Source organism: Methylobacterium brachythecii (genome assembly GCF_014196345.1).
In the GTDB taxonomy this organism is placed as follows: domain Bacteria; phylum Pseudomonadota; class Alphaproteobacteria; order Rhizobiales; family Beijerinckiaceae; genus Methylobacterium; species Methylobacterium brachythecii.
In genome coordinates this window covers 164,612-180,914 of record NZ_JACIDN010000003.1, presented here as the reverse complement: position 1 = coordinate 180,914, position 16,303 = coordinate 164,612, and the positions used below count along the sequence as shown (strand labels likewise).

Sequence of the window (16,303 nt, the reverse complement as noted above, 5' to 3'; positions counted from 1 at the left end):
GCGCCGCGATGCTGATCGGGCCGACGCTGGGGCGCTATTTCGCCCTGCGCTTCGTGCGCACCATCCTCGGTGTGTTCGTCACCGTGTTCGCGCTGGTGTACACCCTCGACTTCGTCGAGCTGCTCCGGCGCGCCGGCGATGCCGAGGGCGCCTCGCCCGGCTTGATGGCGAAGCTCGCCTTCTACCGCACACCGGCAGTCGCCGAGGGCGTCCTGCCGTTCGCCGTCCTGTTCGGATCGATGGCGGCCCTGCTGCAGCTCTCACGCAAGTTGGAGCTGGTGGTGGCGCGGGCGGCCGGCATCTCGGCCTGGCAGTTTCTCCAACCCGGCGCGTTCGTCGCGCTCGGCATCGGTGCCGTGTCGATCGGGATCTACAACCCGGTCTCGGCCGTGATGAAGCAGCGCTCCACCGAGATCGAGGCGAAGATCTTCGCTAAGTCGAAGAAGGTGGGATCGGGCAAGGATCTCTGGCTGCGCCAGCGCGGCCTCGACGGAGAGGCGATAATCCGCGCAGAGACGGCGGTGGAGGGGACGACGACGCTCGCCGGAGTCACGGTGTTCACCTTCGGCGATACCGGCCTCTTCGAGGCCCACATCGAGGCCGCCCGCGCGATCCTGCACGATGGGTACTGGGAATTGCAGGACGTGCGTCTCCTCGCCAAGGACGCGCCTCCGGAGAGCTTCGACACCTACCTCATCGCGTCGAGTCTCGACCCGGGGCAGGTGCGGCAGCGCTTTACCCCCCCGGAATCTGTGCCCTTCTGGCAACTGCAGGAGACCATCGCACGCACCGAACGGTCCGGTTTGGACGCCACGCGGTACCGACTTCAGTACGATGTCCTGACCGCCCGGCCGCTGCTGTTTTTGGCGATGGTGCTAGTCGCAGCAACGGTTTCCTTAAGGTTCTTCCGCTTTGGTGGAGTGGGGAAACTGGTGCTCGGCGGGGTGGCGGCGGGCTTCCTTCTCTACGTGGTCCGACAGGTCGCGGAAGGGTTGGGAGCCTCGGGTTTGATCACACCGCCAGTGGCGGCGTGGTTCCCGGCCGTGGTAGGGAGTTTGCTCGGTACGCTCACGCTTCTCTACCAGGAAGACGGCTAGGCCCGCCTTCAGGTGCGAGACGCGACGGCGACCCGGGAAAAGGTTTTGGAGACCCGTTGCGTAAGGTCGCCGACATCACGGTCCAGGCCGGCTTGGCTCTGCTTCTGCTCTCGGGTGCGATCACCGCCGGGGCGTCGCAGGCGCTTGCCCAGAGCGCATTCGAGAACAAGCTCGCCGCCGCCTCGAAGCCGAAGCCCAACGAGCGCCTGCTCGTCGAGGCCGCCGAGCTGATCTACGACAACGACCACAACACCGTGACTGCCCGGGGCAATGCGGAGCTGCATTACGGCGCTCGCATCCTGCAGGCGGACCGCGTCCGCTACGATCGCGGCACCAGCCGGGTCTTTGCCGAGGGCAACGTCCGACTCACCGACGAGACCGGCTCGGTCGTCACCGGCGAGCGGATGGAGCTGACGGACGACTTCAAGAGCGGCTTCATCGACAGCCTGCGCATCCAGACGACGGTCCAGTCGAAGGGTCAGCCGCTCCGCACCCGCATCTCGGCGCCCCGCGCCGAGCGGATCGACGGCGAGCAGACGAGCTTCGATTACGCGACCTACACGGCCTGCGAGCCCTGTAAGGACCATCCCGAACGACCGCCGCTCTGGCAGATCAAGGCTGCCAAGATCATCCAGAACAGCGAGACTCACACGATCTACTACGAGGACTCGACCCTCGAGATCGGCGGCATCCCCATCGCCTACCTGCCGTATTTCGAGTCGGCCGACCCGTCGGTGAAGCGCAAGACCGGCTTCCTGACGCCTCGCTTCGTGACCTCGACGGCGCTCGGCACCGGCGCCGGCATTCCGTACTTCATCAACCTCGACCCGAGCTACGACCTGACGATCACGCCGACCTTCGTCAGCCGCCAGGGCGTGCTCGGACAGGCCGAGTACCGCCAGCGCTTCGACAACGGCCAATTCAGCATCCGCCTGTCCGGCATCTCGCAGCAGACGCCGAGCGCGTTCCTGCCCGGTCCGCTCGGCGCGGCGGATCGTGACTTCCGCGGCTCGGTGGAGTCGAAGGGCCGCTTCTACATCAACGACCGCTGGCGCATGGGCTGGGATGTCGTCGGCGTGACCGACAAGTGGTTCCTCGACAACTACCGCATCCGCAACCAGAACGTGACCACCGACTACTTCCGCGAGGCGGTGTCGACGGCCTACCTGATCGGCCAGGGCGACCGCTCCTGGTTCGAGGCGCGCGGCTACTACTTCAAGTCCCTGTCGAGCTTCGACTGGCAGAAAGAGCAGCCGATCGTCGCCCCGGTGATCGACTACGACAAGCGGATCAACGGCCCGGGCGTGCTCGGCGGCGAATTGCGCCTCCAGACGAACCTCACGAGCATGACCCGCGACGCCACGGACTTCCAAGGCATCCCGCGGACCAACGCCTACGTGTTCTCGCCGAGCGTCGGCGGGGTCAACTATCCGCTCTACGAGACCTGCAGCACCTTCACGCGCAGCACCTGCCTGGTTCGCGGCCTCGCCGGGACGGATACCCGCCTGTCGGCCCAGGCCTCCTGGCGGCGGACCTTCATCGACGATTACGGGATGGCGTGGACGCCGTTCACCTATCTGCGCGCGGACACGTTCTTCGACAGCCCGAGCCTGACGGGTTACCAGAACGCCAACGTCAGCAGCATCGCGTCGGTCAACGACGGTGCCGTAAGCCGGGTGATGCCGGCGATCGGTATCGACTGGCGCTATCCCTTCGTCTCGGATTTCGGCGCGCTCGGCGTTCACACGATCGAGCCGATCGCCCAAGTGATTGCGCGGCCGAGCGAGACCCGGATCGGCCGTCTGCCGAACGAGGATGCGCAGAGCCTCGTCTTCGACGACACCTCGCTGTTCGAGTGGGACAAGTTCTCCGGCTACGATCGCGTCGAGGGCGGCATTCGCGCCAATGTCGGCGGCCAGTACTCGGTGGTCACGCCTTCGGGCTGGTACGCCAACCTGATGGCCGGCGAGTCGATCGCCATCGCCGGCGTGAACTCGTTCCGGCGCGGCGACATCGCCAATGTCGGGCTCGATTCCGGCCTGGAGAACCAGTATTCCGATTTCGTCGGCCGGGCTCAGGTGTCGCCGAATAAGAACATCTCCTTCATCGCCCGCACCCGGCTCGCCCAGAACGATTTCAGCCTGAACCGCTTCGAAGCGGGCGTGATCGCGCGCTTCGCGCCGTTCCTGCCGCTCGATACCTCGGTGTTCTATTCCTATAACGGCGCGCAGCCGGCCCTCGGCTTCGACCATCGGCGCGAGGGCATCACCGCCTCCGCGACGTATCACGTCACGCCGAACTGGTTCGTCTCGGGCTCGGTGCTGTTCGACCTGACCCGCTATCTCGACAATCGCGACTTCTACAACGACGCTCTGACGAACTACCTCGCCAACCCCGTGGGTGCACCGCCGGTCTATTCGCCCGGCGACCGCTTCTTCCTGACCGGGCTGAGCGTCGGAGCCGGCTACCAGGACGAATGCACCACGGTCTCGCTGAACTACATCAACTCGCCGATCGCCACGGCGCTCGGCACCCGCGAGAAGAACCAGACCGTGCTCTTCCGAGTCGAGCTGAAGACGCTCGGCGAGGCGGACCTGAAGCAGAACGTCAACACGATCACGACCGCCGACGGTATCTCCGCGGTGCGCTGAGCGCCGGATTGCTGTAGGCGTCGCCGGATCATGACCGACGACACGCCACTGGCGCTCACCCTTGGCGATCCGGCGGGGATCGGACCCGAGCTCACCCTCGCCGCCTGGCGTGCCAGGGCGGAGCGGGACGTCCCGCCCTTCCTGCTGATCGGCGATCCGGAATTCCTGGAGGCCGCCGCGCATCGGCTCGGATTGTTCGTGCCGGTGGCCGAGGTCGATCCGGAATACGCCGTCGAGGTGTTTCCGCGTGCCTTGCCGGTTTGGCCGCTGCCGAGCGGCACGCGAGTCGCGACCACGCCCGGCCTGCCAGACCCCGCCAACGCGGGCGCGATCATCGAGTCGATCACCGCAGCGGTCGAGCTGGTCCGTGCGCGCCGCGCCTCGGCGGTCGTGACTAATCCAATCGCCAAATTCGTCCTGACCCAGGTCGGCTTCGCGCATCCGGGACATACCGAGTTCCTGGCGGCCCTCGCCACGGAGCCGGGCCGCGACGCGCCCCTGCCGGTCATGCTGCTGTGGAGCGAGACGCTCTCCGTAGTTCCGGTCACGATCCACGTCGCCCTGCGCCGCGTCCCGGATCTGCTGACGCAGGATCTCGTCGAGCGTACCGCGCGGGTCGTCCATGCAGGGCTGCGCGAGCGTTTTGACCTGCCTGCTCCTCGGCTCGTGCTCGCTGGCCTGAACCCGCATGCGGGCGAGGCCGGGACCATGGGCACCGAGGACCGCGACGTCCTCGCCCCGGCGGTGGCAAAGCTGCGCTCCGAGGGCATCGACATCCGCGGCCCGCTGCCGGCCGACACCCTGTTTCACGAGCGGGCCAGGGCGGCCTATGACGTCGCGCTGACGCCGACCCACGACCAGGCGCTGATCCCGATCAAGACGCTAGCCTTCGATGACGGCGTCAACGTCACCCTCGGGCTGCCTTTCGTCCGAACTTCGCCGGACCACGGCACGGCCTTCGACATCGCCGGCCAGGGCATCGCGCGGCCCGACAGTCTGATCGCCGCCCTGCGCCTCGCTCACCGCCTCGCGGCGCGGCCATGAGCGAGATGGCCTCCGACGGCCTTCCGCCTCTGCGCGAGGTGGTGAGGCGGCACGGCCTGGAGCCGAAGAAAGCGCTCGGGCAAAATTTCCTCTTCGATCTCAACCTGACCGGACGGATCGCGCGCGCGGCAGGCCCCCTCGACGGCGTCACCGTGGTCGAAGTCGGCCCGGGACCTGGCGGCCTGACACGAGCCTTGCTGGCGGAGGGCGCCGGCAAGGTTGTGGCGATCGAGCGCGATCCTCGCGCCCTGCCGGCCCTGGCCGAGATCGCGGCCCATTATCCCGGTCGGCTGGAGGTGATCGACGCAGACGCCGTCGGCTTCGATCCACGTCCGCTGATCGGAACGGGTCCGGCGCGGATTGTGGCGAACCTTCCCTACAACGTCGGCACCGCCCTCCTCACCGATTGGCTGACCGATGCGGCTTGGCCGCCCTGGTGGGACCGGGCCGTGCTGATGTTCCAGCGCGAGGTGGCCGAGCGCATCGTCGCCGACACAGACGATCGGGCGAATTACGGGCGGCTTGGCGTGCTCTGCGGCTGGCGCGCTCAGGCCTCGATCCTGTTCGATGTCGCGGCCTCCGCCTTCGTGCCGCCGCCGAAGATCACGTCGAGCGTGGTGTCGATCGTGCCGCGAGGCGAACCGCTGCCCTGCTCGATGAAAGCGCTGGAGATGGTGACCCGCGCCGCTTTCGGGCAGCGGCGTAAGATGCTGCGCCAGAGCCTCAAGGCAGCGACGCCCGACCCGATCGGCCTCCTGACGGCGACGGGTCTGCCGGAGACGGCCCGTGCGGAGGAGGTGCCGGTCGAGGGTTTCGTTGCCCTGGCCCGTGCCCTGGCAGCCGCGGCACGAGCGTGAGCGTGGATTAAGGCCCGTCGCGCGGCCGTTGACCATAATGCGCCGTCCTCCAAGGAGCGCGAAACCTTCCCACCCCCGCCCGGCTCGTCCGGCGCGGGCTTTTTTTCGTCGCCATGCTTGGGAGGCAGCGCCGCGAGCCTGCCTGTTGGAACGGCTGGGGCGCCCTGCTCGTGAAAGGTCAGATGCCCGGATCTGTTCGAAGGGGAATAATCTACCTTCGACAGCAGGCTCAAGATTAGCCCCTTGGCATCCGACAACAGGTACATTTTTTACAGAATATGTTACTCAAACTTGGCCGTATCCGGTCGATTTACTATGGCTCAGCTTCTGTGCGTCATATTCTCGCCGTTTCGTCAGCTATGCTGCGCTCATTCTCAGTACTCACTGGTTCGAGGCAGGGCACTGCTTCGGGTCGCCCGACCCTCTCCGATGGATGACGCATGTCGAAGCTCGCTCTCACGCTCGCCCTCGCCGCCGGCCTGACCTCGCATCTCACCCTGCCGGCGGGTGCGCGTGACGCCAACTACGATGGCACCTGGTCGGTTGAGCTGGTGACGGAGAGCGGCGCGTTCTGCGATGCGCGCTACAGCTACTCGCTCTCGGTGATCGACGGGCAGGTGCGTCCGATCGCGAAGGCATCGAGCAGCGGTGCCACGGTCACCGGGCGGGTCGGCAAGGACGGAGCGGTCGGCCTCAACGTCGCGACCAGCGCGGCGAGCGGCTCCGCCTCAGGCCGCCTCCAGACGCAGAGCGGCTCGGGCTCCTGGAAGGTGTCTTCGCTCTGCTCGGGCCGCTGGACGGCGCATCGTCACACCACGCGGACCGCGCAGGCCGACTAGCGGTCTTCAAGACGGGCCGGGTTAACCGGTCCGCCGTTATCGGCGAGCTGCCTCGCCCTCAGGCGGCAGCGTTGAGCCAGGCGCGCGCCTCGTCGATCTTGGCACGCTCGAAGACCTTGATCTGCGTCGGCGAGACGAAGCTGAACGTCTCCGCGACCACCTTCAGCCATTGCGCATCGGTGACGAGCGCCACGTGGCTCACGCCCTTCATCATCGAGATGCCGAAGCGGGGGTCCTTGAAGAAGGCCGCCGGCTCCATGCCCTCGAATGTGCGAATATCCTCCAGCAGCTTCAGCTTGGTCCCCGAGTCGAGGTCGGCCTTCATCGCCGCCATGACGGTGTTCATCTCCTCGTCGGTGATTTTCCCATCGACGACGATCTCGGCGAAATTGGATTTGGGCTTTTTCTCGTAGGTCAGCACGGTCTTCGAGCTCCTCGCGATACGCAGTCTGCGTGTGAAGGCAGGAACGCTGCCAAACCCTAGAGGAAGCTCTGCGGATCCACGTCGATCGTGACTTTGGTACTGCCGCGCGGCTTCGGGCTCCTGGCAAGCCAATCGCGCAGATAGCCCTGGATGTCGATTCCCCGGTCGGTTTTTACCAGCAGCCGGAAGCGGTAGCGCCCGCGCACCAGCGCCAGCGGCGCCTCGGCGGGCCCCAGAACCATGATCCCGGCCGGCGGATCGGCGATTCGGGCCATGGCCTGCCCATGCGCTTCCGCCATCTCGCGCTCGGCCGCCGATACGATCAGCGCCGCCAATCGGCCGAAGGGCGGCAGACCGGCCGCCTCGCGCGCACCGATCTCCTCCTCGTAGAAGCGCTCGGCCTCTCCCGAGAGCAGGGCCGCGATCACTGGGTGATCCGGCTGATAGGTCTGCACCAGGGCGCGCCCCGGCCGCTCTCCGCGCCCTGCCCGGCCCGTGACCTGCTGCAGGAGCTGGAAGGTGCGCTCGGCGGCGCGCGGATCGCCGGAGGTGAGGCCGATATCCGCGTCGAGCACGCCGACCAGCGTCAGATGCGGGAAGTTGTGTCCCTTGGCGACGAGTTGCGTGCCGATGACGATGTCGCACTCGCCGGCCGCGACCGCCTCGAGTTCCTGGCGCAGCCGTTCGGTGCCCCCCGGAAAGTCGCTCGACAGCACGATGATGCGCTTGTCAGGAAACAGCGCGGCGGCTTCCTCGGCGATGCGCTCGACGCCCGGCCCGCAAGGGGTGAGATGATCGAAGGCGCCGCATTCGACGCAGGCCTCGGGCTTGCGCTCGGTGTAGCCGCAATGGTGGCAGACCAGCGCCTTGCGAAAGCGGTGCTCCACCAGCCAGGTCGAGCAGTTGCGGCACTGGTAGCGATGGCCGCAGGCGCTGCAGAGCGTCAGCGGGGCATAGCCGCGCCGGTTGAGGAAGAGCAGGGCCTGCTCGCCATCCGCTACGGTCTTCTTCACCGCCGCTACCATGGGGGGCGACAGGAAGCGGCCGCGCTCGGGCTTGTCGAGCCGCATGTCGATGGCGGTGATGTCGGGGAGCCGGCGGCCGCCGAAACGCTCGGGCAGCACGATATGCCCGTAGCGGCCGCGCTGGGCGTTCACCCGCGATTCGATCGAGGGCGTCGCCGAGGCGAGCACCACCGGGCAGCCTTCGAGCCGGCCGCGCACCACGGCCATGTCGCGGGCATGGTAGTGGACACCGTCCTCCTGCTTGTAGGCGGTCTCGTGCTCCTCATCGACGACAATGAGGCCGAGATCGGTGAAGGGCAGGAACAGCGCGGAGCGCGCGCCGACCACCACCGACACCTCGCCTGACGCCACACCGGCCCGCAGCCTCTCCCGGCGCCGGCCACCGACGCCCGAGTGCCAGGTCGCCGGCCGCACGCCGAACCGCGCCGCGAACCGGTCGAGAAACTGCGCCGTCAGCGCAATTTCGGGCATCAGCACGAGCGCCTGCCGGCCGCGCCGTACGCATTCGGCGACGGCTTCGAAATAGACCTCGGTCTTGCCGGAGCCGGTGACGCCTTCGAGGAGGATGGTGGCGCCGAACCCTCTCCCCTCTGCGGAAGACGGGGTCGGGTCAAAGGCGGCAATCATCTTTCGCGCCGCCGCATCCTGCGCCTCCGAGAGCGGCGTCTCGCGCGGAAAATCCGGGTCCGGCGGCAGAGCCACCGGCTCGGGCAGTAGGGCCACCGACTCCAAGGCGCCGTCGTCGATCAGTCCGTCGACCACGCTCAGCGAGACGCCGGCCTCCTTTGCGAGCGCACTCTTGCCGCGCACGCCACCATCCGCGGCGACCGCGAGCACCTTGTCGCGGGCGGCGGTGGGCCGGGAGGGCGGCTTGCCGGCAGAGCGCACGCCGACGCGCATGGTCTCGGTGCGGGCGGTCTCGTCGGGCAGGCGAAGCGCCATGGCGAGCGCGGAGCCCTTCGGCGCGAGGGTGTAGCGCGCCAGCCAGTCGACGAGCCGCCGCAGCGGTTCCGACAGGGGCGCGACCTCTATCCGGCCGCTGACGGGACGCAGGTTGCCGCCCGAGGCGCGCTCCTCGACGCCCCAGACCACGCCGACGATCTCGCGTGGGCCGAGGGGAACCTGCACGACATCGCCTTCATCGAGCGTGAGGCCGGCCGGCACCGCATAGCTGTAGGCGGTGTCGAGGGCCAAAGGGATCAGGATGTCGGCGATCTGAGGCATGAGACCTGACGAGGAAGGCTACAGGCTCGCGGCCTTTTGTTCTACATTTGTACTGGTTCGCTGTCGATCCAGCGCATCGGATGCGCTCGGCGGCGGGGGAGCGCTACGTCATTTCCCGGCACGAAGCGACAGGGCCAGCGGGATTGCCGCGAGGCTGAGCGCGCTCATCGCCCAGAAGGCCCGAATGCCGAAGACGCCGAAGAGCTGGCCGGAGGCGAGCGTCAGCAGGGCCGAAGCGAGGCCGAGGCCGAGCGCTCCATAGACGCCGAGCGCCGTCGCGCGCAGCCCGTCCGGCACGGATCGCTCGATGAGCGCGAGGCAGGCGAGATGCAGAGCCGCGAAGGTCAGCCCGTGAAGCCCCTGAATGGCGACCAGTGCCGGCAGCCACGTCGTCGCGCCCTGCACCGCCCAGCGCAGGGCACCGGCGAAGGCCGCGAGGGCGATCACGCCGGGCGGCCCGATCCGCGCCAGGAGCCATGGACCGGCAGAGAGGAACACGAGGATCTCGGCGGCCACCGATATTGACCAGAGCAGGCCCGCGGTTCGGGACGAGATTTCCGCCTCGCGCCAGACGATCACCGCGAAGGCGTCGTGCATGGCATGAGCGCCGATCACGAGGGCGGCGGCGAGGACGACGCGGCGGAAGGCCGGGATCGCGACAAGCGCGAGAAAGCCGCTCCGCGAGGGCATTGTCCCACTCATCACCTCGGGATGAGAGTGTGGGTGGGACGATGTGGCGACCCGTGTCGCGACGACGGCCGCCCCGGCGAAAGCCGCGCCACAGACCCAAAGGCCCGCCGCACTCCCCCAGAAATCGGCGAGAAAGCCGGTCAAGATGGTCGCCATGATGAAGGCGGCGGAGCCGGAGGCGCGCACCCAACCGTACTCGAACGCCCTGCCGCCTCGTGCCGCCGACAGCGCCAGGGCATCGGCCAGTGGCGCGAGCGGCGCCGTCCACACTGCCTGGACGATGCCGATGGCGATCAGCGACCAGAAGTCATGGCCCGCGATCAGCGCCAGGTTCGAGGCTGCGGCGAGCGCGAGGCTCGCCGCGAGCACGGTCCGGGTCCGGCCGGTCCGGTCAGCGAGCCGTCCCGCGAGGGGGCCGCCGACGAGGCGCGTCAGGGTGGCCGCCGCGAGGAAAAGCGTGATCTGCTGCGGCGACGCTCCCCGCTCGCCGAGGAATGCGGGCAGGAAGGGCGAAAGCGCGCCATATGCGCCGTAGAGCGCGGCGAACAGGGTCAGGTAGCCGCCGAGCCCCCTGCCCGCTCCGCCGGCGCCAGACTTGGTCATCGCGTTCGGATTCGCCTGCTACGATGGGTCGATGATCGCTCCAACCTTACAGCCCTGCGAGCCGAATGCCCGATGAGCGTCGCGGCCGATGCAGCGGAAGCCAGGCCGGAGGGCGTCGTGCTCCTGCACGGCACGGCGCGGACGGCCGCCTCCATGCGAAAGCTGGAACGGGCCTTCGCCACGGCGGGCTATGCTACGCTCAATATCGACTATCCGGCACGGCGGGCCGCTCTCGGCACCATCGCCGGGCTCGTTCGTCCCGAGATCGAGGCCTTCTCAGCGCGTGTCGGGCAGCTTCACGTCGTCACGCATTCGATGGGCGGACTTGTCGCCCGCGCTCTGATCACGCGGCACCGGCCGGTCCGTCTCGGCCGGGTGGTCATGCTGGCACCGCCGAATGGGGGGAGCGAGGTCGCCGACGCGCTACATCGCCTGCGCCTGTACCGCAGCTTCTTCGGACCTGCGGGGGCTCAACTCGTGACGCGGCAGAGCGAGGGGCTCGTGCGGCTGCTCGGCCCCGTTGACTATCCGCTCGGCGTCATCGCGGCCGACCGCAGCCTCTACCCGCTCGAGTCCTGGCTTCTGCTGCCAGGGCCGAATGACGGTCGCGTCACCGTGGCCCGCACGAGAGTTCCCGGCATGAGCGCGCACCTCACCCTTCACACGACCCACGTCAGCATGATGTGGAACCGCCGCGTAATTCGCGAGGCGCTGCATTTCGTGCGGGAGGGTCGCTTCGCGAGCGATCCGCGCTGAAGCGCGTTTTCGCGTCTCAAAGCCGCTCCCCGCTGAACCGAAACTGTTCTAAGAAGCGGCCTGCGCGAGGCCGTGGCCCACGGGTCTTCCCGTGGTGGGGCCTCTCGGTTCTTGGTGTTGCCGCGCCCCTTCGACCGCCGAAACGGTGGTCGTCCCGTCGGGATGCGCTTGAGACAGGTTCGTTCGGCGATGAGCATCGATCCCCCGACCCGCCCGCAAGATCAGCTCGTGACCATCTTCGGTGGGTCCGGCTTCGTCGGCCGACACGTGGTGCGCGCGCTGGCCAAGCGCGGCTACCGCATCCGCGTCGCCGTGCGGCGGCCGGATCTGGCGCTGTTCCTGCAGCCGCTCGGCTGGGTCGGCCAGATCGTGGCCGTGCAGGCGAACCTGCGCTATCCCGATTCGATCCGCCGCGCCGTCGAGGGCGCCGACATCGTCGTCAACCTCGTCGGCATCCTGCAGGAGAGCGGTCCCCAGCGGTTCTCCCGGCTCCAGACCGAGGGCGCCGGCGAGATCGCCCGCGCTGCGGCCGAGGTCGGCGCGCGGGTGATCCACATGTCCGCGCTCGGCGCCGACGCGGCCTCCGAGTCAGTCTACGCCTCCTCGAAGGCGCTGGGCGAGGCCGAGGTGCTGCAGGCCCGTCCCGACGCGGTGATTTTTCGGCCCTCCCTGCAATTCGGCCCGGGCGACGGCTTCTTCAACCGCTTCGCCACGCTCGCCACCATGCTGCCCGTGCTGCCGCTGGTCGGCGGCCTCACCCGGTTCCAGCCGGTCTTCGTCGGTGACGTCGCCGAGGCAATCGCGCGGGCCGTCGACGGCAAGGCCGAGGCCGGCAAGGTCTACGAGCTCGGAGGACCCGAGGTCGGCACGCTGGAATACTTCGTGCGCTACATGCTCGAGGTGACGATGCGCCAGCGCGTCGTCGTCGATCTGCCCTGGCCGCTGGCGCGTCTGCAGGCGCGCGCGCTCGAGCTGGTCAACACGGCGACCCTCGGCCTGCTGCCTGACTATCTCAAGCTGACCCGCGATCAGGTCATCATGCTGCAGACCGACAACGTGGTCTCGGAAGCAGCGAAGTCCGAAGGCCGCACCATCGAGGGCCTCGGCATCGCGCCGACCGCCGCCGAGGCCGTCGTGCCGGGCTACCTCTGGACCTACCGCAAGCACGGCCAGTTCGCGCAGGGCCGCGGCACCGAGAGCGAGGAAGCCGTCCCCGACCTGCTCGCACCGCAGCCGGCGAGCGCGCCATCCGCGCATCATCCGCGCACGGCGAGCGGACCTGCGATCGGCCAGGGGGCCGCGACGGCGGGCGCCATGGGCAAGCGCTGGGGAACACGCAGCTAGCCGATCGAAGCGAGAGAGCCAGGGAGGCAGACGATGTCGAGCGAAGCGTCCGTCGTGGATCACGCGGTGTTCGACGTGGCCGAATACGCCGCCCGGCTGCCCCAGACCTCGGACACGATGGTAGCCGACCATCGCTTCACCGACGACGAGGCGGCGAGCGCCCGCGTGTTTCGCGTCTACAAACCGACGCCGCCGCACACGCACTCCACTTGTGACGAATATCTCTACTCTCTCTCGGGCCGCTGCCTGATGAAGTTCGGCGACGAGGAGCCGGTGGAAGTCGGCCCGGGCAAGCTCGTGGTGTTCAAGCGCGGCGTGGTCCACTCCGTGCCGAAGATCCTGGAGGAGCCGATGGTGTTCCTCTCAGTGGACACGCCCCGCCGTGCCCCGCGCGACATCCGCTTCGTCGAGAGTGGCACCGGCACGCCCGACAGCTTCATGCGGCAGAAGGATTAGGCCCGTCCGTCGTTGAGAGCGAAGCGCAGCAACGGGACAATGGATCAGGTCGCTTCGGCCGTAGCGTGCCGCGGCTCGGCCGAGGATTACCGGCCGGCATGCTGGAACAGCCGCTCGCTGGTCAGCTTGAGGAAATAGAACCCGAATTCCGGGTTCTGATAATAGAGCTGCTTGACCTCCGAATAAGCGAGGCAGAGTGCGTGCCCGCTCTCGACGCAGATCAGCGAGCCGGTGCGGCGGTTGTCTGGCGCGAGCATACCGAGCTCACCGACGACGTCGCCCGCACCGAGTTCGACGTCGAGCTCGGGGATGCGGAAGCGCCCACTCTCGATGGTGAACATCTCCGAGGCTTCGTCCCCCATCCGGAAGATCACCTGCCCCGCCTTGAACTGGCGCGCCTTGCCGAATGGCTTGAGCCAGTCGAGGGAGAGATCGCCGGAAGCGGCCTTCTCGACGTCCTTCACTAGGCGGACCATCTGGTACAGCCGCCAGGCATTGAACGGGATCTGGATCATCTCGGTGAGAACAACCGGGAAGCTGCCGATCATCAAACCATAGATGATCACGACGCAGCTCGCCGTGAGCGCGACGATGCGCAGTGGGATCATGGTGCTCATCGCCGACGAGGCGACAGTGAGCACGGTGCCGGCATAGCCGATCGCCTCGACCCAGTTCATGCATCCCCCCGCGATCCGGCGCCTTCCCGGTGACGCCACCATGATCAGGCAATGCGGCGCGGCTCAGGCGCCCGGGCCGAACCGTTCCGCGATCTCGCCGGCCGCCCGTTCGCCTTCCGCGTAGGCGCCGCCGACGGTGCCCCATTGCTCGCGCGACAGCGCTTCGCCCGCAAACCACAGTCTCTCGTCGACAGCCGCCTTCAGCGCAAGCCGCGCAGGGGCATGACCCGGCGGCACGACGGCCCAGGCCCCTCGCGACCAGGGGTCGTGCCGCCATTCCGTGACGGCGGGGATGCCGAGATCATGCAGCGCGCGATGGCCGAAATGCTCGGCGAGCACCGTGCGCACGAGATGGCGGGCGGCCTGCCACGAAGCCGGCTTGGCGTCGAGCCCTTCGGCCATGGCGGCATCCATCTCAAAATAGTGGAACGGCGTCCCGCCAATCCGGGTGAGCAGGCCGGGTGGGCGATAGCGGCCGCCGACGATAGTGGCGAGCCGATCCCGGCCCATGAAGGGCGCCGAAGGCCAGTGCAGCACCGCGTGCTCGTAGGTACCCGAGGAAAGTCCATCGATCGCAGAGCGGATTTCCGGCGGCAGGGCCGGTGTGAAGCGGATACTCGATTGCAGCACCATGATCGGCACCGTGACGATCACGGCCTTTGCCGAGAGAGAGGCGCCGTCCGCGGTTTCGACCCTCACGCCACCCGCCAAGCGATCGATGCGGGCGACGGGCGTCTGCAGAGCGATCGGCAGATCCTGCGCCAGGCGCGCGAGGTAGGCGCCGTATCCACCATCGATGAAGTAGTTGTCGCCGTATTCCAGGCTCGGCCAGTCGTGCAGCGAGACCTGGTCGAGCGGCCGGCCAGAGACTAGCGCGTGGACCAGCTCGATCCGGTCCCTCCATGGCCCGAGCCCGACGGGGACGAGCGAGCCTACCGCGCAATCCTCGCTGGTGCGGGACGCGCCGAGCGTCATGGCGCGATCGGCGAGATCGAAGGCGTTCGAGAAGGCGCGTCGCTCGGGCGGCCGGGCGCGGCGGCGGCCGATGACGAGATGGCCGTCCTGGGGCGCCTTCCGCAGGGGCTCACCGCGCGCCTGCCCCAGGGCGACGAGCGGGTTGACCGGGCCGGCATGGAGCCAATGGGCGCCGAGATCGATCGGGTGGCCGCGCAGGCTCGTCGTAACGGCCCGGCCACCGACGCGGTCGCGCGCCTCCAGGACGGCGACGGAGAGCCCGGCCTCCAGCAGATGGCGGGCCGCGCCGATCCCGGCCGCGCCGGCGCCGACGACGATCACGTCCGGCGCGACCGGCAACGGTGCGAGACGCGCCACCACCGTCGAGCGGAAGCGGGCATGGGCGGGCGGGACGGCGATGCGATCGGGCGTCATGGTGTCCTGCTGGCAGATCCGGACGGCATCGTCACCGGGGACGCGGCGACGCAGCCGCGTCGTGCTCTCCCGGCCGTCCATTGATCGATCCGGAGCCTGTGGCGTTGGCCTTCGGATAGGCCGGGGGCATCCGGTCCCGCACAATCATGGAGAATCCCAATGACGCCGACGAGACTCGCGATCGGCGGCCTCGCCGCGGCGACGGTGCTGGGCCTCACTGCGGCCGTCCGGGCAGAGCCCGAGAAGGTCGCAGTGTTCGACTTCCAGTTTGCCCATGGCGCGCCGACGCCGCCCACGGAGGACGACAAGGCCCGGCTGAAGAGGACCAGCGACGAATTCCGCACGCTCCTCAAGGACACCGGACGTTACACCCTCGTCCCAACCGATCCCGTGAAGGACGACGTCGCCAAGACGAGCGACCTGCGCGCCTGCGGTGGCTGCGCCGACACCTTCGGCAAGGCGCTCGGAGCGGACAGCGTCTTCGTCGGCGAGGTCCAGAAGGTTTCGAACCTGATCCTCAACATCAACGTCTACCACCGCTCATTGAAGGAGGGGGCGCCGGAGAAGGCCTTCAGCGTCGACCTGCGCGGCAACACCGACGAGTCCTTCGACCGTGGGATCAAATATCTGGTCAAGAACCAACTCCTCGAACGATGACGACGGTTCGGGCCTTCATGATCTTTTTCCGCCGACACCGCATTGCGGTAAGTCTCTGACGGATCGAGGTGACCCCGATGGAAAGCATTCTTTCACCACACATGGGTGAAGCTTGAGCGCTAATTCCGCTTGACCCGCTGCGAAGACAGTCGCAGTCTATCTGAGTGCTTCGCGAGGGAAGCACAGACGTCTCGGAGAAACGGCGATCATTTTATCGTTGTTGGGAAGAGATTTGGCTGAAGGAGACAGGAATGACTCCACCCCAGCAGAAAGCCGCGTAGAAGATCGCAGGAGCGGTTTGGCCTGAGATCGAGCGGCGTACGTGACGAGCCACCGGACGGAAGCGGCCCCAGGGGCGCAGAAGCGACCTGTAATAGGTACGACTTCGAACACGCATCAGCCCCACCTAGAGCCGCTTCCGCCGCGGTCCTTCCGCGGCGAAGACAGTCATCGATGGTAGCTGCCCAGCGCCCCGGCAATTAGGCCGGCTGGCGCCTATCGTCGTGACGACAACGCCCGATCAGACGACATCGCGAGGCGAAGCCGAAGCCATCCGGGGCCAACGCGCCT

14 protein-coding genes are annotated in these 16,303 nt (G+C 67.9%); 9 read left to right on the top strand and 5 right to left on the bottom strand.

What is annotated here, in order from left to right; all coding sequences use genetic code 11:
- Positions 1 to 8: 8 nt before the first annotated feature.
- The 5 genes from lptG to GGR33_RS08475 all read left to right on the top strand — a co-directional run bounded on the left by lptG (position 9) and on the right by GGR33_RS08475 (position 6,488).
- Positions 9 to 1,097, top strand: a complete 1,089-nt coding sequence (lptG, locus tag GGR33_RS08495) for an LPS export ABC transporter permease LptG (RefSeq protein ID WP_183503970.1) — start codon at positions 9 to 11, stop codon at positions 1,095 to 1,097.
- Between the two features lie 56 nt (positions 1,098 to 1,153).
- The gene (locus GGR33_RS08490) at positions 1,154 to 3,748 is read left to right on the top strand and encodes an LPS-assembly protein LptD (protein WP_183503968.1); all 2,595 of its coding nucleotides are present in this window, start codon (positions 1,154 to 1,156) and stop codon (positions 3,746 to 3,748) included.
- Positions 3,749 to 3,775: 27 nt separating this feature from the next.
- On the top strand, positions 3,776 to 4,792 hold the full coding sequence (gene pdxA, locus GGR33_RS08485; protein ID WP_183505002.1) for a 4-hydroxythreonine-4-phosphate dehydrogenase PdxA: 1,017 nt from the start codon (positions 3,776 to 3,778) through the stop codon (positions 4,790 to 4,792).
- Between the two features lie 5 nt (positions 4,793 to 4,797).
- The gene (gene rsmA / locus GGR33_RS08480; protein WP_183505004.1) at positions 4,798 to 5,649 is read left to right on the top strand and encodes a 16S rRNA (adenine(1518)-N(6)/adenine(1519)-N(6))-dimethyltransferase RsmA; all 852 of its coding nucleotides are present in this window, start codon (positions 4,798 to 4,800) and stop codon (positions 5,647 to 5,649) included.
- Between the two features lie 440 nt (positions 5,650 to 6,089).
- Positions 6,090 to 6,488 carry a hypothetical protein gene (locus GGR33_RS08475; protein ID WP_183503966.1) on the top strand — a complete coding sequence of 133 codons (399 nt, stop codon included), beginning with the start codon at positions 6,090 to 6,092 and terminating at the stop codon, positions 6,486 to 6,488.
- Between the two features lie 58 nt (positions 6,489 to 6,546).
- Here GGR33_RS08475 and GGR33_RS08470 read toward each other — a convergent pair whose 3' ends face one another.
- The 3 genes from GGR33_RS08470 to GGR33_RS08460 all read right to left on the bottom strand — a co-directional run bounded on the left by GGR33_RS08470 (position 6,547) and on the right by GGR33_RS08460 (position 10,454).
- A complete protein-coding gene (locus GGR33_RS08470) occupies positions 6,547 to 6,909 on the bottom strand; it encodes a SpoIIAA family protein (protein WP_183503964.1) in 363 nt (120 codons plus the stop codon).
- A gap of 59 nt (positions 6,910 to 6,968) precedes the next feature.
- Complete coding sequence (locus GGR33_RS08465; RefSeq protein WP_183503962.1) at positions 6,969 to 9,161, bottom strand: primosomal protein N'; 2,193 nt, start codon at positions 9,159 to 9,161, stop codon at positions 6,969 to 6,971.
- 108 nt (positions 9,162 to 9,269) lie between these two features.
- Positions 9,270 to 10,454, bottom strand: a complete 1,185-nt coding sequence (locus GGR33_RS08460; RefSeq protein ID WP_183503960.1) for an MFS transporter — start codon at positions 10,452 to 10,454, stop codon at positions 9,270 to 9,272.
- A gap of 72 nt (positions 10,455 to 10,526) precedes the next feature.
- Between GGR33_RS08460 and GGR33_RS08455 the strand changes: the two genes are divergently transcribed.
- From GGR33_RS08455 to GGR33_RS08445, 3 genes are all read left to right on the top strand, one after another.
- Positions 10,527 to 11,210 carry an esterase/lipase family protein gene (locus GGR33_RS08455; protein WP_183503958.1) on the top strand — a complete coding sequence of 228 codons (684 nt, stop codon included), beginning with the start codon at positions 10,527 to 10,529 and terminating at the stop codon, positions 11,208 to 11,210.
- A gap of 189 nt (positions 11,211 to 11,399) precedes the next feature.
- Positions 11,400 to 12,554: a complex I NDUFA9 subunit family protein gene (locus GGR33_RS08450; RefSeq protein ID WP_183503956.1), complete on the top strand. Its 1,155-nt coding sequence runs from the start codon at positions 11,400 to 11,402 to the stop codon at positions 12,552 to 12,554.
- A 33-nt stretch (positions 12,555 to 12,587) separates the two neighbouring features.
- Positions 12,588 to 13,010 (top strand): cupin domain-containing protein, encoded by a 423-nt coding sequence (locus GGR33_RS08445; RefSeq protein WP_183503954.1) that lies wholly within the window; start codon positions 12,588 to 12,590, stop codon positions 13,008 to 13,010.
- Positions 13,011 to 13,096: 86 nt separating this feature from the next.
- Here GGR33_RS08445 and GGR33_RS08440 read toward each other — a convergent pair whose 3' ends face one another.
- Positions 13,097 to 13,687, bottom strand: a complete 591-nt coding sequence (locus GGR33_RS08440) for a cyclic nucleotide-binding domain-containing protein (RefSeq protein WP_183503952.1) — start codon at positions 13,685 to 13,687, stop codon at positions 13,097 to 13,099.
- A 63-nt stretch (positions 13,688 to 13,750) separates the two neighbouring features.
- Positions 13,751 to 15,076, bottom strand: a complete 1,326-nt coding sequence (locus GGR33_RS08435; protein ID WP_210301951.1) for a flavin monoamine oxidase family protein — start codon at positions 15,074 to 15,076, stop codon at positions 13,751 to 13,753.
- 159 nt (positions 15,077 to 15,235) lie between these two features.
- Here GGR33_RS08435 and GGR33_RS08430 point away from each other — a divergent pair, with 159 nt between their 5' ends.
- Positions 15,236 to 15,733, top strand: coding sequence for a DUF3280 domain-containing protein (locus GGR33_RS08430; protein ID WP_183503950.1), 498 nt, complete (start codon positions 15,236 to 15,238; stop codon positions 15,731 to 15,733).
- Positions 15,734 to 16,303: the final 570 nt, after the last annotated feature.